Raw genomic sequence first — 13,330 nt, 5'->3', positions numbered from 1 at the left:
GAGGAAATATGCTTCCAGGCTGGGTGATCCTTGTCTCGGCATTCGCCTATATCCTGCTGCTTTTCGCCGTGGCGAGCTACGGCGACAGGCGCAGTCGCCTTGCCGGGGTACCGGCAGGTGGGCGGCCGGTCGTCTATGCGCTGAGCCTTGCCGTCTACTGCACCTCCTGGACCTATTTCGGCGGCGTCGGCCTCGCCTCCCAGCGAGGGTTGGAATTTGCCGCCATCTATTTCGGGCCGATCCTTGCCTTCACACTCGGCATGCCGGTCATCCGCCGCATCGTCGAATTGGCCAAGGCCGAGAAGCTCACCTCGATCGCCGATTTCATTGCCGCCCGCTACGGCAAGAACTCGACGGTGGCGGCGATCGTCGCAGTCGTCATGCTGGTCGGCACCGTTCCCTATATCGCCCTGCAGCTGAAGGCGGTCTCCAGTTCCGTCGCCGTCATGGTCAACCCGTCCGATTTCGGCATCGGCAGCGGCAATCTGCATTTCGTCGATCTGGCGCTGATCGTCACCGTGCTGATGGCCTGTTTCGCGATCGTTTTCGGCACCCGCCACACGGACGCGACCGAGCACCAGGACGGGCTGATCCTGGCGGTCGCGATGGAATCGCTGATCAAGCTCGTGGCCTTCGCCACCGTCGGCATTGCCGTCGTGTTCTTCATGTTCGACGGCTGGTCGGATCTTGCCGCCAAGGCATCGGAAAACCTGCTGGTCACTTCGGCCGCATCCTACGAAACGCCGCTCAGCCGATGGATCCTGATCATCCTGATCTCGGCCTTCGCGATCGTCATCCTGCCCCGGCAATTCCATGTGACGGTGGTGGAAAACCGCACGCCGCGGGAGCGCCGGGCCGCCGGCTTCCTGCTGCCGGTTTATCTCATCGCCATCAACCTCTTCGTGCTGCCGGTTGCGGCCGCCGGGCTGATCACCTTCGGCGGCATGGGCGATGCCGATCTCTATGTTCTGACCCTGCCGCTCGAGGCGGGATATTCCTTCGTCACGCTGATGACCTTCATCGGCGGCTTCTCGGCGGCGACCGCGATGGTGATCGTGGAGTCGGTCGCGCTGTCGATCATGATCTCAAACGACATCGTCATCCCCTCTTCCTACGGCGAAAGCTGGTCGCCCATTCCGCCGGGCAGCAGGACCTGACCCGGATGCTGCTCAACATCAGACGCGCGTCGATCTTCGCCGTCATGCTGCTCGGCTACGGTTATTATCGCATGGCCGACAGCCAGTCGGGCCTCGCCTCGATCGGGCTTCTCGCCTTCGCGGCGATCGCGCAGATCGCTCCGGCCCTGCTCGTGGGTCTCGTCTGGCGGCGGGCCAATGCGCGCGGAGCTATCCTCGGCCTGTCCTTCGGCTTCTTGGCCTGGGCTTATCTGCTGTTCCTGCCGAGCCTCGGCGGGCCGGACAATTCCTATATCGCAGCTGCCGTGCTGAACTTCATCTTCCCGGTTACCGCGATCTTCTCAGCACCCAATATTGATCCCTTCGTCACGACGACGATCTTCAGCCTGGCGCTCAACACGATCGCCTTCATACTCGGCTCGATGTCGCGCAACCCGCGCCCGGTCGAGCGCCTGCAGGCCGGCATCTTCGTCAAGCGGCAGCATCGCGCCCAGTTCGCCACCCGCGGCTGGAAAACCCGCATCAGCGTCGGCGACCTGAAGACTGTCATCGCCCGCTATTTGGGCGAGGAGCGGATGCTGCGTTCCTTCGCCAATTACGAGAAGACCGCCGGACGAAGGTTCAGTGATGACCAGCCGGCCGACATGGCGATGATCCACTTTTCCGAACAGTTGCTCGGCAGCGCCATCGGTTCCTCTTCCGCGCGGCTGGTCCTGTCGCTCATCCTGCAGAAGGCCGAGGACACCAATTCGGACACGGCCTGGCTTCTCGATCAGGCGAGCGAGGCGCTTCAATATAACCAGGACATGCTGCAGACCGCGCTCTCGCAGATGGACCAGGGTATTGCCGTGTTCGACAGTTCCGACCGGCTGACGATCTGGAACCGACGCTTCCGGCAATTGCTGGATCTTCCCGAACAGGCTGGACAGGTGGGCTTCCTGCTGACCGACATGATCACGCTTCTGGCCGAGCGGGGCGAGATCGCCGAGGCCGACCGGCCGTCGGTCATCGGTCAGTTCAAGGATCTCGGCGCATCCTTTGCACTTGTCGTTCACGAGGGCGAGCGGATCGTCGAGGTGCGGACCAACCCGATGCCGGATGCCGGCTTCGTCGCGACCTTCACCGATATTTCCGAACGGGTGGCCGCCGATCAGGCCTTGAAGCAGGCGAACGAGACCCTGGAACAGCGCGTCGGCGAGCGCACGGCCGAGTTGATGCGTGTCAACCGCGAGCTTGGCGAGGCGCGGGCGACGGCCGATGAGGCCAATATCAGCAAGACCCGCTTCTTCGCCGCCGCCGGCCATGACATCCTGCAGCCGCTCAACGCCGCGCGGCTCTATTCCTCCGCACTGGTCGAGAGGCTTGGAAGCGGCGACAAGAACGCCGCCATTGCCCGCAATATCGATTCCTCGCTGGAATCCGTCGAGACCATTCTCGGCGCCGTGCTCGACATTTCGCGGCTCGATACCGGTGCTATGAAGCCGCGCTTCGGCTCGATCGGCCTCGACGATCTTTTCAAGCGGATCGAAACCGACTTTGCGCCGATGGCGCGGGAGAAGAACCTCGAATTCGTGGTGATGCCGACGTCGCTGAAAGTCGTCTCGGACGCCAACCTGCTGCGCCGCCTGGTGCAGAACCTCGTCTCCAACGCGATCAAATACACGATCGAGGGCAAGGTTCTGGTCGGCGCCCGGCGCCGGGGCGACCGCGTCGTCATCGAAGTGCTGGATTCCGGCATCGGCATCCCCTCCTCCAAGTTCCGCACCGTGTTCAAGGAATTCGCCCGGCTGGACGACGGGGCGAGAACCGCAAGCGGCCTTGGCCTCGGGCTTTCCATCGTCGACCGGCTATCGCGGATGCTCGCCCACCCGGTACGGCTCGCCTCGACGCCGGGACGCGGGACCGCGTTCAGGGTCGAGATGCCGCGCGACCTCGCCGCTTCCCCCACGGCCACCCCTCACGCAAGGCGGGCTCGAAGCCGCCCGGTCGATGTGTTGAGCGGCCTGCGCGTGCTCTGCGTCGACAACGAGCCGAAAATCCTCGAAGGCATGGTGCTGCTCACCACCGGCTGGGGCTGTACGGTCGGCCAGGCGCAATCGATCGGCGACCTTGCCGAGATCATGAACAGGCGCGAGCCGGCACTGGATATCGTGATTGCCGACTATCACCTGAGCGATGGAAACGGCATCGAGGCCATCCTCGCGCTCAGGGCCTTTTACCAGAGCGATATCCCGGCCCTGCTGATCACGGCGGACCGTACGGCTGAGGTGCGGGCCGAGGCGGAGCGGCATGGGATCGGGGTCCAGCACAAGCCGGTCAAGCCCGCCGCGATCCGCGCCTATCTCACGCAGGCGGCCGGTTTGCGCCGCGTCGCTGCCGAATAGTTCTCCACAGGCTCCGTCAAAATCCGTTCATGTAACAGTCATCACGGACTGTTTACGGTTGAAATGTCTGAACGTCGGCTAAAACCCGATTCTGCCGGAACCCACCGGCTTCTCGCGACGTTTAGGCGCGTGACTTCCCGGCCCGCAGAGGCCTTACGGACCGAAGGGCAGCCGCCATCAGGACCGGCAAAGACGGAGACCGCGACGGATGAAGCGCTTTGAAATCATTGACGGAATGCGCGGGTACTTCCTCGTGTTCATGGTATTGAACCACCTTATTTTTGCCGGTGGCTATTTCCTTGTAAAAATCAATCACAACCAGCTTGCCTTCGTCGAAGACGCGCAGGGCTTCGTGTTCCTGTCGGGCCTGATGATCGGCATGGTCTATGCCCGCAAAATGATGAAGGGCGGTTATGCCGCCGGTCGTTCGGCGATCTATAGCCGTGCCTTCGAGCTGTATCGCTATGCGATGGGCATCGTTCTGGCCGTCATGGTGGCGCAGATGATCCTGCCGGGCGCCTATTCGGTCTGGTTCAACTGGCTCGGCTACACGACGTTCGACGATCCGCTGCGTCTCGCCGCGATCGCGACCTTCCTCTACCAGCCGACCTTCATGGATATCCTGCCGCAGTATATCGTCTACATGCTGTTTGCGCCGATCCTCATCAAGCTCGTGCTGGACGACAAGTGGCACTATGTCGTGGCCGCATCGATCATGCTGTGGATGGCCGGCCAGCTCGGCCTGCACCAGCTGGTTACCACTCCGCTCAACGACATGATCATGGGTGCGGACGATCAGGGCCTGCGCGTGTCCTTCAATCTGTTCGGCTGGCAGATCGTGTTCTTCTCGGGCCTCGTGCTCGGTGCGCTGACCTCGTCCGGCAAGATCAACTGGAGCAACATCCTGTCGCCCGACAATACCTTCATTCCGAAGGTTGCGCTGGTGCTGGTGCTGTTCTTCCTGCCGCTGCGCCTGATCACGGCCAACGAGCTGATGCCGCCGCACATGATCGGCAAGTTCGCCTCGATGGAAATCCGCGCCGACTTCGGCCCGGTTTATCTCTTGAACTTCGCCGCCGTCGGCATGCTGGTCACCTGGCTGCTGGTTGCGGGTCCCAAGCACAAGGCCGCCTGGGTTCGCTCCATCGCCTCGGCGCTGACCTGGGTCTTCACCCTGCGTTACCTGCGCCTGCTCGGCCGCCACTCGCTCTATGTCTACGTGTGGCACGTCGCGATCGTATACTTCGTCTACTATTTCGACGGCCGTACGCCGGAACTGAACGAGTGGACAAAGACCGCGATCGCACTCTCTGCTGTCGGCCTGCTCTGCATCCCCGCCCTGTGGCGCGAACGGGACAAGTATCTCGGCACTTCGGGCGAGACCGCACCGGCCAAGACCAGAGAACAGAAGCCTGCGACAGCCGGTCCGCAGCAGATGGTGATCCGCTAAGCGGGTCATCCCAGGACATCAGAGCCGGCGGCCGATCGGCCGCCCTTTTCATTTGTGCAGATTGTTTTCGAGATCAGGCTGTCTGGCTGATCTTCGCCTTGTCTTCCTCGTCCAGCCGGCCGGAGAACCAGTTGGAGAGAAGCGCGCCGGAAATGTTGTGCCAGACGGAGAAGATCGCGCTCGGCACCGCGGCAAGCGGCGAGAAATAGGCGGTGGCAAGGGCAGCACCGAGACCGGAATTCTGCATGCCAACCTCGATCGCGATCGCCTTGCGCTTGGCAAGCGACAGGCCGGCAGCCTTCGCGGCGAAGAAGCCGAGCGTATAGCCGAGGCCATTGTGCAGGACGACGACGGCGAAGATCATCAGGCCGGACTGGACGATTGCGCCCTTCGAGGCTGCGACGACGGCCGAGACGATCAGCACGATGCCGATGACGCTGACGAGCGGCAGGGCCGGAACGGCGGCCTTGACCACCGAGGGCACGATTTTCTGCAGCGCCGCACCAAGCGCCAGCGGTACGAGCACGACCTTGACGATGGACATGAACATCGCCCAGCCATCGACCGGAAGATACTGGCTGGCAAACATCCAGACCAGGAAGGGCGTGATGATGGGGGCGGCGAGCGTGGTCACCGAGGTGCAGGCGACCGACAGCGCCACGTCGCCCTTCGACAGGTAGGTCATGACGTTGGACGAAGTGCCGCCCGGGCAGCAGCCGACGAGGATGACACCGGCTGCAACTTCCGGCGACATGGGGATGATGCGGGTCAGGGCGACCGCGAGCAGCGGCATGATGAGGAACTGGCCGAGCACGCCGATCGTGACGTCGAAGGGACGCTTCACGACCTCGCGGAAATCATCGACCGACAGCGTCAGGCCCATGCCGAACATGATGATCGACAGGAGCGTGACGATCCACGGCGCCACCTGCTTGAACGTGTCTGGAAAGAAGAAGCCGAGCACGGCGAAGAGGATCACCCAGAGGGCGAATGTCTTGCCGACGAAGGCGGAAAAGGATGCCAAGGATTTCAAGATCTCACTCCCGAACGAAATAATGTGTCGCGCGGTCTAGTTCGTCCCGCCCTCCTGTCAAGGCCGAATTGACGGATATCCGTTCGGTATCCGTCTGTTTCGACGTTTCACCCGATCAGATTCCGTCCCCGTGCGCTCCCTGGGCGGCGCCGATCGACGAGACGAAGCGGCGGGTGCGCTCACGCTCCGGTGCGCCGAAGATGCGGGCGGCCGGGCCCTGCTCCACCACGCGGCCAGCTTCGAGAAACACCGCATGATCGGCGACGCGGGAGGCGAGCCGCAGGTCGTGGGTGGCGATGACCATGGTCGTGCCTTCACCGGCAAGCTTGCTCAGGACCTCGACGACTTCGGTCGCGAGTTCCGGGTCGAGCGCCGAGGTGGGCTCGTCGCAGAGCAGGACGCGTGGCGACATGGCGAGCGCGCGGGCGATCGCCACGCGTTGCTGCTGGCCGCCGGAGAGCGTTGCCGGCCAGGCATCGGCCTTGTGCGCCATGCCGACCTTGGCCAGCAATTCGCGCGCATGGGTTTCCGCCTTCTCGCGCGGCCATTTCAGCACCGTGATCAGGCCTTCCATGACGTTTTCCAGCGCCGTGCGGTGGGGAAGAGCTGGAAGTTCTGGAAGATCATGCCGGTCTGGCGGCGGACTTTTTGAATATCGTTCCAGCCGAGTTTCTTGCCCGGAGAGAGCTCCACGACCGCATCGCCGACGCGAATGGTGCCGGAGGTCGGGATTTCCAGAAGGTTGACGCAGCGCAGAAGCGTGCTCTTGCCGCCGCCGGACGGGCCGACCAGCGCGGTGACGGAGCCTTCCGCCACCTGCAGGCTGACATCCTCGATGACCTGCAGGTCGCCAAAGCTTTTATTGATATGGGAAAGCTCGATCATCGGTTGGCCTCCAGCATGCCGCCATAACGCGAGAAACGCTTCTCGAGCCTTACCTGCAGCGACGAGAGGACGGAGCTCAGCGCCAGATAGATGAGAGCCGCCTCGATATAGAGGATCAGCGGTTCATAGGTGGTGGCGACGATGCGCTGGGCCGACTGAAACAGTTCCGGCACGGTGATGGCGGCGGCGAGCGACGTATCCTTGACCAGAGAGATGAAGGTGTTGGACAGCGGCGGCACGGCGACGCGGGCCGATTGCGGCAGGATGGTACGTGCCATCGCCTGGCGCCAGTTCATGCCGATCGAATAGGCCGCCTCCCACTGCCCGCGCGGCACCGAGGCGATGACGGCGCGGATGATTTCCGACGAATAGGCGCCGATATTGAGCGTGAAGCCGATCAGGGCCGCCGGAAACGCGTCGAGCAGGATGCCGACGCTCGGCAGGCCGTAGAAGATGACGAAGAGCTGGACCAGAAGCGGCGTGCCGCGGATGACCCAGACATAGAAACGGGCGATCATCACCAGCGGCAGCGGTGCGAAGAGGCGGGTGACGGCGGTGACGAGGCCGAGCGCCAGGCCGAGCGCGAAGGAGAGCAGCGTCAGCGGCACGGTGAACTTTATCCCTGCCCACAAAAGCGTCGGCAGGGAATCCATCATCAATTGAAGCCAATGCGGCACGGCCCGATCCTTTGCTCTTCACTCAAAGCGAAACGCCCGGCACCGAGCCGGACGTTTCGTGTATCACAGGATGTATTGTAGCACAGGCGAAGCCTGCGCTGATTTCCAGTTGTTACTGGGAGACGTCCTGACCGAAATACTTGTCGGAGATCGTCTTGTAGGTGCCGTCGGCCTTGATGTCGGCGAGCGCCTTGTTGACCTCGGCGACCAGTTCGTCATCGCCCTTGCGCAGAAGGATGCCGGAATAGCTGGCTTCGGCCTGTTCGGCGACGATCTTCACCGGCGCATCGGGCTTCTGCTTCTTGAAGTCGTAAAAGGAGAGGCTGTCGTTCAGCGTCGCATCGGCGCGGCGGGTGAGCACCAGCTGGATCGACTGGTCGAAGCCATCGGTGCCGACCAGTTCGGCACCGGCGGCTTCCGCCATCTTGCCGTAATTGCTGGTGAGCGACTGGGCGGCCTTCTTGCCCTTCAGGTCGTCAAAGCCCTTGATCTCGTCATTGCCGTCGCGGACGATCAGCACGGCCTTGGAGGCGATATAGGGTTCGGAAAAGGCGTATTTCTGCTTGCGGGCATCGGTGATGCCGACCTGGTTGATGACGGCGTCGTAACGGTCGGCATCGATGCCGGCGATCAGGCCATCCCACTTGCCTTCGACGAACTGGGCTTTCACACCAAGCTTGGCGGCGACCGCCTCGCCGATTTCGACATCGAAGCCGACGAGCTTGTTTGCCGCATCATGGAAGGTGAAGGGGGCGTAGGTGCCCTCGGTGCCGATGCGGATGACGCCGGCCGACTTGATCTTGTCGAGGTTCTCGCCGGCTGCGGCCGGCAGGGCGAAGGCGGCCTGCAAGAGGGCTGCGGCGGCAACTGCCTTGAGGGTGGATTTGAGAAAAGTCATTTCAGGTATTCTCCAACGGAATGAGCTGGCGTCTTGATCGCAGAAAATAGGTGCGTTGGGAGGAAAGAAAACTGCCGCCGAAAGCAGCAAATGCGAATATTTTTGCTCGAATGACGGGCAATCGTTCGGGAGCGCGGTTTGGCGTTCGCAAGGTCATTCCGTTTCGCTATCGTCAGCGGGGCGATCCGACGGGCGGCCGGCATATTTGGGCGTATCGTCCCGGCGCCCATCGAGTGCCTCAAGACCCGCGTATATTTTCGCCCGTCTCGCTTCCTGCTTGCGGGCGCAGGGAGGATAGGCCGGATTGTAACCCTGTTTGAATTGCGCGTCGGTGAGAAAGCCGCAGCAGCGTTTGGCGCGCCGGCATCGGCCCAGATTGCAATCCTTCCAGAAGCCGATATGGGTTGCGGCGAACTGCGTGACCCGTTGGCGGATGCGGTGTTGCTCGCGCTCCGGCAGACTGTCGAACTCGCCCCATGTCAGGCCGAAATAGGCGGGCTGGGCATTCGCTTCTGCCACCCGGCGCATCCATTCGTCCTTGCTCATCGCCATCGCTCGCCCTCCTCTCGGGCATGTTTCATCGTGCGCGCGGCCGGTCGGCCTCGCGTCTCTGCCTGCTTCCGTTTTTCCGGCGAACCGGGGACCTTCGTCCTTCATCGGAGAGCCCACACGAATGCGGAACCTCATTGTATTAAGTATGTGTGGCTCCGCATTCGCGTGGCCTTCGGCGTCTTTTCGGGGCTTCCGGCCCCTACGGATGATCCTCTCGCCTCGCTGCACACCGGATTTCGCCGGTGCTTGGACGGCTCAACCGAACCCGGCATGGCTGCCGGGGGAGGCTTGATAGGGAGATGGTTGCCCACCCTCCATGAGTTTCACCCCTTCCGCCCTTGCCGCACGTTACGGTTCAGACGAAAGCGCCGGCTCCCGCCTGCCCGCGAACGTCTCGCGAAACACTCCGGCGGCGGAAGCGGGGGCATTGTAGGCACAGGTTCGGAGGGCGGGGATGAAATCAGAGCTAACTCTCTGATCTGATTGGATCGAGGCTCACGAACGTCCACGCCTGCTGCGGGCGAAGGCGGCCCGGCCGGCCTGGAATGCCGACCAGTTTTCGCGCAGGGAAAGCGGCGCCCAGAAGAAGATGCCGACGAGGAGGCCGATAACGAACACGATTTTTGCGATGACGGCGAGAATGGTGCCCGAAAGGCCGATCCAGAACAGGGTCGGATAATAGCCGATCCGCGGCTCCAGAAACTCGCCCAGGATCTTGCCGCCATCAAGCGGATAGGCCGGCAGGAGATTGCCGACGGCCCAGACGACGTTCATCCAGCCGAGCCATTCCACCGCACGCAGGATCGGCGGGGCGAACAGCGGTGGCGGCCGGGAAAACCGCAGCGTCTCGGGATCGAATGTCGCCGGCTCCGGCTGGAGGAACAGGCAGGCGCCGAGAAGAATGCCGGCCAGCGCAAAATTGACCGCCGGGCCGGCAAGGGTGATGAGCTGAAGCTCGCGCCTAGTCGCCGGGCGCCCCTCCCACACCGCCTCGCCGCCTGCGCCATGCAGCCGGATCAGAAGCGGATAGAAACCGAGGCGGCGGGCCGTGAGCGCATGGCCGAGTTCATGGGCGAGAATGGAAAGCACGATGCCGACTGCCACGATGACTGTGGCGCCAAGCCAGGCGGCGGACAGTTTTGCGCCGAAGATAAAGAAGAAGCTGAGAATGAAGACGATCAAGGCGAAATCACCATGCACGAAGATGCGCGGCAGGCGCAGAATATCAATCGCCAGTCCGTCGTCCTGCAGCTTGAATTTCACCGGGGAGGTCTCGGTTGGTCGGGGCAGGTGGGAGATTACCGCGGATTAGAGGGAAGGCAAGGTTTTGGTGCGATGTGGCTTTCCTCTAACGCATTTTCAGCATTCAGCTGAGATTCCATCGTCTTCACCAAGGGCGCGGTACGTTCAGTGACTAGCTACCACCATGGCAAAGCTTGTATTTGGATCCTCGGGTCAAGCCCGAGGATGACGAAGGAGAGAGAAAAGCAATGGTGCCCAAAGCAAGCCTCTACTTCACCTCAATAAACTGTATTGTCTTATAGACTGTGTGATTTCACCTACTAGCCGGATAGGTGAAATAGCCCCATGGGCATCCACGCACTCGACGTAAAATTGGTATCATTCGAACTCCCCACCACGGTCGTCATCCTCGGGCTTGACCCGAGGATCCAGGCACAAGCCCCCTCAAAGGCCAGGATTGACGCAACCCAAGCGCTACGCGATCCTGCCCGCATGACGGGATTTGTCTAAATCGTTACCAACCATAAGCGCGGGACGCTTTATATCGGCGTAACGTCCGATCTCGAACGTCGCATATGGGAACATCGGGAGGAGATGACGCCCGGTTTCACCTCGAAATACGGATGCAAGCAGCTCGTCTGGTACGAGGAGTTCTGGAATATTCAAGATGCCATTCAGCGAGAAAAATCGCTCAAGCGCTGGTACCGGCAGTGGAAGATCGAACTGATCGAGGCAATGAATCCACATTGGCGGGATTTGTATTATGAGCTTGGGTGAGTGCAGTGGCCTTGCGTTTGGATCCTCGGGTCAAGCCCGAGGATGACGAGCGAGGGGAAATTGCAAGGGTGCCCGAAGCAACCATCGAGTTTGTAAGCCTACCCGCAACCGTCTTACTCCCCATGACCGCCCGATGCCGGAGCATGCCCCATGCGGCAGCCAACCCGATTTCGTTTGACTCGTCGGCAAACATCTGCGCCCTTTTAACGCCATCCGGTCGCTCGATGGCAGCGGAGAGGATGGCTTTATGCGGCCGAGCTGTGGTTGCCCGGGCAGATGACGACGCTGGCGAAGGCGCGCTTCGCGCAGATCGTTCTGCCGCGCATCGACGAGGGTATCGCCTTGCCCGCTGGCTGACCGGAAACGCCACCGATGCGGAAGACGTGATGCAGGAGGCCTGCCTGAAGGCCTACCGTGCCATCGAGGATTTTGCCGAGGGCAATGCACGGGCCTGGTTCCTGACGATCGTTCGCAACGCAGCCTATTCATGGCTGCAGCGCCACCGCCCCAGTAAGCTGGTGTCGCTCGAGGACATTCCGCCCGACACGCGTCATGACATCGAGATGAATGGGGCGCTGGCGGGAGATGCGGTGCAGACGCCGGAAGACCTGCTGCTTGCCAAGCAGCGGGCAGCCAAATTGCATGATGCAGTCAATGATCTGCCGGTCCATCTCAGGGAAACACTGGTGCTAAGAGAGTTCCACGGATTGAGCTACAAGGAGATCGCAGCCATCAGCAACGTGCCGATCGGAACGGTCATGTCGCGCCTTGCCAAGGCAAGACAGCTGCTTCTGGCCAGCGCCGGGGAGATCAGGCCTTGACGATCGATCGCGATACCCTGCTGCTGCTCAATGCCTATCACGACGGTGAGTTGTCGCCCGGCGAAGCGCTGGCCATGGAGCGCCGAGTGGAACAGGAGCCGGAACTCGTCTCCGCGCTCGAAAATCTCACCTCGCTTTCCGCCGGGTTGAAGGACGTCCTGCCGGGCGACCCCGCACCGGAACGCCTGAGAGGCATGGTGCTGGCCTCGATTGCCGACGACCTTGCGACCGACGAGACAGCCGATGAGCCGCAACCGGCAGCGGTTTCGCCGCCCCGGCGCTCGGCGCATTGGCAGTCGATCGCGGCATCGCTGGTGATCGGTCTTGCGGCAGGTGGTCTCGGAGGAGGATATGCGGTCCATCTCGCGCAGACCGAGACGCGGGCCGATATGGCGGAAAACGAGATCGTCGGCTCGCATCTGCGCGGCCTGATCGCCCCGCAGCCTTTCGATATCGCTTCCTCAAGCGGTCATGTGGTCAAGCCCTGGTTCAACGGCCGGACGACGATTGCGCCGACGACGCCCGACCTTAGCCCCCAGGGTTTTCCGCTGATCGGGGGCGGGTGGATGTGATTGCCGGGACGCCCGTGCCGGTGATGATCTACCAGCGGCGCCAGCACATCATCAGCGTGACGGTGACCGCTGCTGAGGCAGGCGCATCGGACGCGCGCAGCACAATCGACGGGACCAATGTGCTGCGCTGGACCCATGGCGATCTTGCCTACTGGGCCGTTTCCGACCTCAACCCGCGCGAGCTCAGGGACTTCGCCGAGCTCTATCGCAAGCAGCTGGCGCCAACACCGTAAAACCGGCACTGTAAATAAAATTTGCCGGCCGCGAATAAACGCGCTGCACGGCGGGTTTACTCCAGCATCGAGAGGCTGGGGTATCACATGAGCGGGATGGCATGCCTTCTGGCGGGCGCTGGCGCCGGACTTTCAATCGCGATGCCCTTTGGACCGACGAGCATGCTGTGCGTGGAACGCACGCTGAGCGACGGTATGCGCGCCGGCATGGCGACGGGGCTCGGTGTCGCGACCGTGCATCTGACCTATGGCGTGGTTGCCTTTCTCGGCGGCATGACGCTGATCGGCGGGCCGGAGAGCGCGCATCTCTTAAACCTCGCCTCCGGGCTGGTGCTGCTCTATTTCGCGGCGCGTCTTTGGCGGCGGGAGCTGGTGATGGCGGGGCCAGGCAGCGTCGCGCCGGGTTTCGCACGGGCCTATGGTTTTGCCATCTGCTTCGGCTTCCTGAACCCGGTGACGCCGGCCCTTGCGACGGCGGCGCTCACCGCATTTGCAAGCCATCTTTCCGCGCCGGGGGCCTGCTGCCGGTCGGCGTCTTCATCGGTTCGCTGAGCTGGTGGCTCGCGCTCGCCATCGGCGTCTCGCTGATCAAGCACCGGCTCAATCTGGGCATGATCACGCTTGCCAACCGCGGCGCCGGGCTGATGCTGGCAATGCTCGGATTTCTGAT

11 protein-coding genes and 2 pseudogenes are annotated in these 13,330 nt (G+C 62.4%); 7 read left to right on the top strand and 6 right to left on the bottom strand.

Annotated elements, in window-relative coordinates:
- Positions 1 to 8 precede the first annotated feature (8 nt).
- Positions 9 to 3,520, top strand: a pseudogene (locus tag N7E02_RS18665) (hybrid sensor histidine kinase/response regulator).
- A 208-nt stretch (positions 3,521 to 3,728) separates the two neighbouring features.
- Complete coding sequence (locus N7E02_RS18660; RefSeq protein ID WP_286579161.1) at positions 3,729 to 4,970, top strand: OpgC family protein; 1,242 nt, start codon at positions 3,729 to 3,731, stop codon at positions 4,968 to 4,970.
- A 73-nt stretch (positions 4,971 to 5,043) separates the two neighbouring features.
- Here N7E02_RS18660 and N7E02_RS18655 read toward each other — a convergent pair whose 3' ends face one another.
- The 6 genes and pseudogenes from N7E02_RS18655 to N7E02_RS18630 all read right to left on the bottom strand — a co-directional run bounded on the left by N7E02_RS18655 (position 5,044) and on the right by N7E02_RS18630 (position 10,278).
- A complete protein-coding gene (locus tag N7E02_RS18655; protein ID WP_286579160.1) occupies positions 5,044 to 6,003 on the bottom strand; it encodes a bile acid:sodium symporter family protein in 960 nt (319 codons plus the stop codon).
- 115 nt (positions 6,004 to 6,118) lie between these two features.
- Positions 6,119 to 6,888: pseudogene (locus N7E02_RS18650) on the bottom strand (amino acid ABC transporter ATP-binding protein).
- The gene (locus N7E02_RS18645; RefSeq protein WP_286579159.1) at positions 6,885 to 7,565 is read right to left on the bottom strand and encodes an ABC transporter permease subunit; all 681 of its coding nucleotides are present in this window, start codon (positions 7,563 to 7,565) and stop codon (positions 6,885 to 6,887) included. Before N7E02_RS18645 ends, N7E02_RS18650 begins: the two are co-directional and overlap by 4 nt.
- 112 nt (positions 7,566 to 7,677) lie before the next feature.
- Positions 7,678 to 8,463, bottom strand: coding sequence for an amino acid ABC transporter substrate-binding protein (locus N7E02_RS18640; protein ID WP_286579158.1), 786 nt, complete (start codon positions 8,461 to 8,463; stop codon positions 7,678 to 7,680).
- 153 nt (positions 8,464 to 8,616) lie between these two features.
- A complete protein-coding gene (locus N7E02_RS18635; RefSeq protein WP_286579157.1) occupies positions 8,617 to 9,015 on the bottom strand; it encodes a hypothetical protein in 399 nt (132 codons plus the stop codon).
- A gap of 495 nt (positions 9,016 to 9,510) precedes the next feature.
- Positions 9,511 to 10,278 (bottom strand): metalloprotease, encoded by a 768-nt coding sequence (locus N7E02_RS18630; RefSeq protein ID WP_286579156.1) that lies wholly within the window; start codon positions 10,276 to 10,278, stop codon positions 9,511 to 9,513.
- A gap of 489 nt (positions 10,279 to 10,767) precedes the next feature.
- Here N7E02_RS18630 and N7E02_RS18625 point away from each other — a divergent pair, with 489 nt between their 5' ends.
- From N7E02_RS18625 to N7E02_RS18605, 5 genes are all read left to right on the top strand, one after another.
- Complete coding sequence (locus N7E02_RS18625) at positions 10,768 to 11,034, top strand: GIY-YIG nuclease family protein (RefSeq protein ID WP_286583917.1); 267 nt, start codon at positions 10,768 to 10,770, stop codon at positions 11,032 to 11,034.
- 239 nt (positions 11,035 to 11,273) lie between these two features.
- Complete coding sequence (locus tag N7E02_RS18620) at positions 11,274 to 11,855, top strand: sigma-70 family RNA polymerase sigma factor (RefSeq protein WP_353622826.1); 582 nt, start codon at positions 11,274 to 11,276, stop codon at positions 11,853 to 11,855.
- Positions 11,852 to 12,427: an anti-sigma factor family protein gene (locus N7E02_RS18615; RefSeq protein WP_286579155.1), complete on the top strand. Its 576-nt coding sequence runs from the start codon at positions 11,852 to 11,854 to the stop codon at positions 12,425 to 12,427. The genes N7E02_RS18620 and N7E02_RS18615 overlap by 4 nt, the downstream gene beginning before the upstream one ends.
- Positions 12,424 to 12,660, top strand: coding sequence for an anti-sigma factor (locus N7E02_RS18610; protein WP_286579154.1), 237 nt, complete (start codon positions 12,424 to 12,426; stop codon positions 12,658 to 12,660). Before N7E02_RS18615 ends, N7E02_RS18610 begins: the two co-directional genes overlap by 4 nt.
- Before the next feature lie 162 nt (positions 12,661 to 12,822).
- Positions 12,823 to 13,212 (top strand): LysE family transporter, encoded by a 390-nt coding sequence (locus N7E02_RS18605; RefSeq protein ID WP_286579153.1) that lies wholly within the window; start codon positions 12,823 to 12,825, stop codon positions 13,210 to 13,212.
- Positions 13,213 to 13,330 lie beyond the last annotated feature (118 nt).

It is taken from the genome of Terrirhizobium terrae (genome assembly GCF_030323265.1).
GTDB lineage: Bacteria > Pseudomonadota > Alphaproteobacteria > Rhizobiales > Rhizobiaceae > Neorhizobium.
The sequence above is the reverse complement of the archived record's forward strand: the minus strand, read 5'-3'. Positions and strand labels throughout refer to the sequence as shown.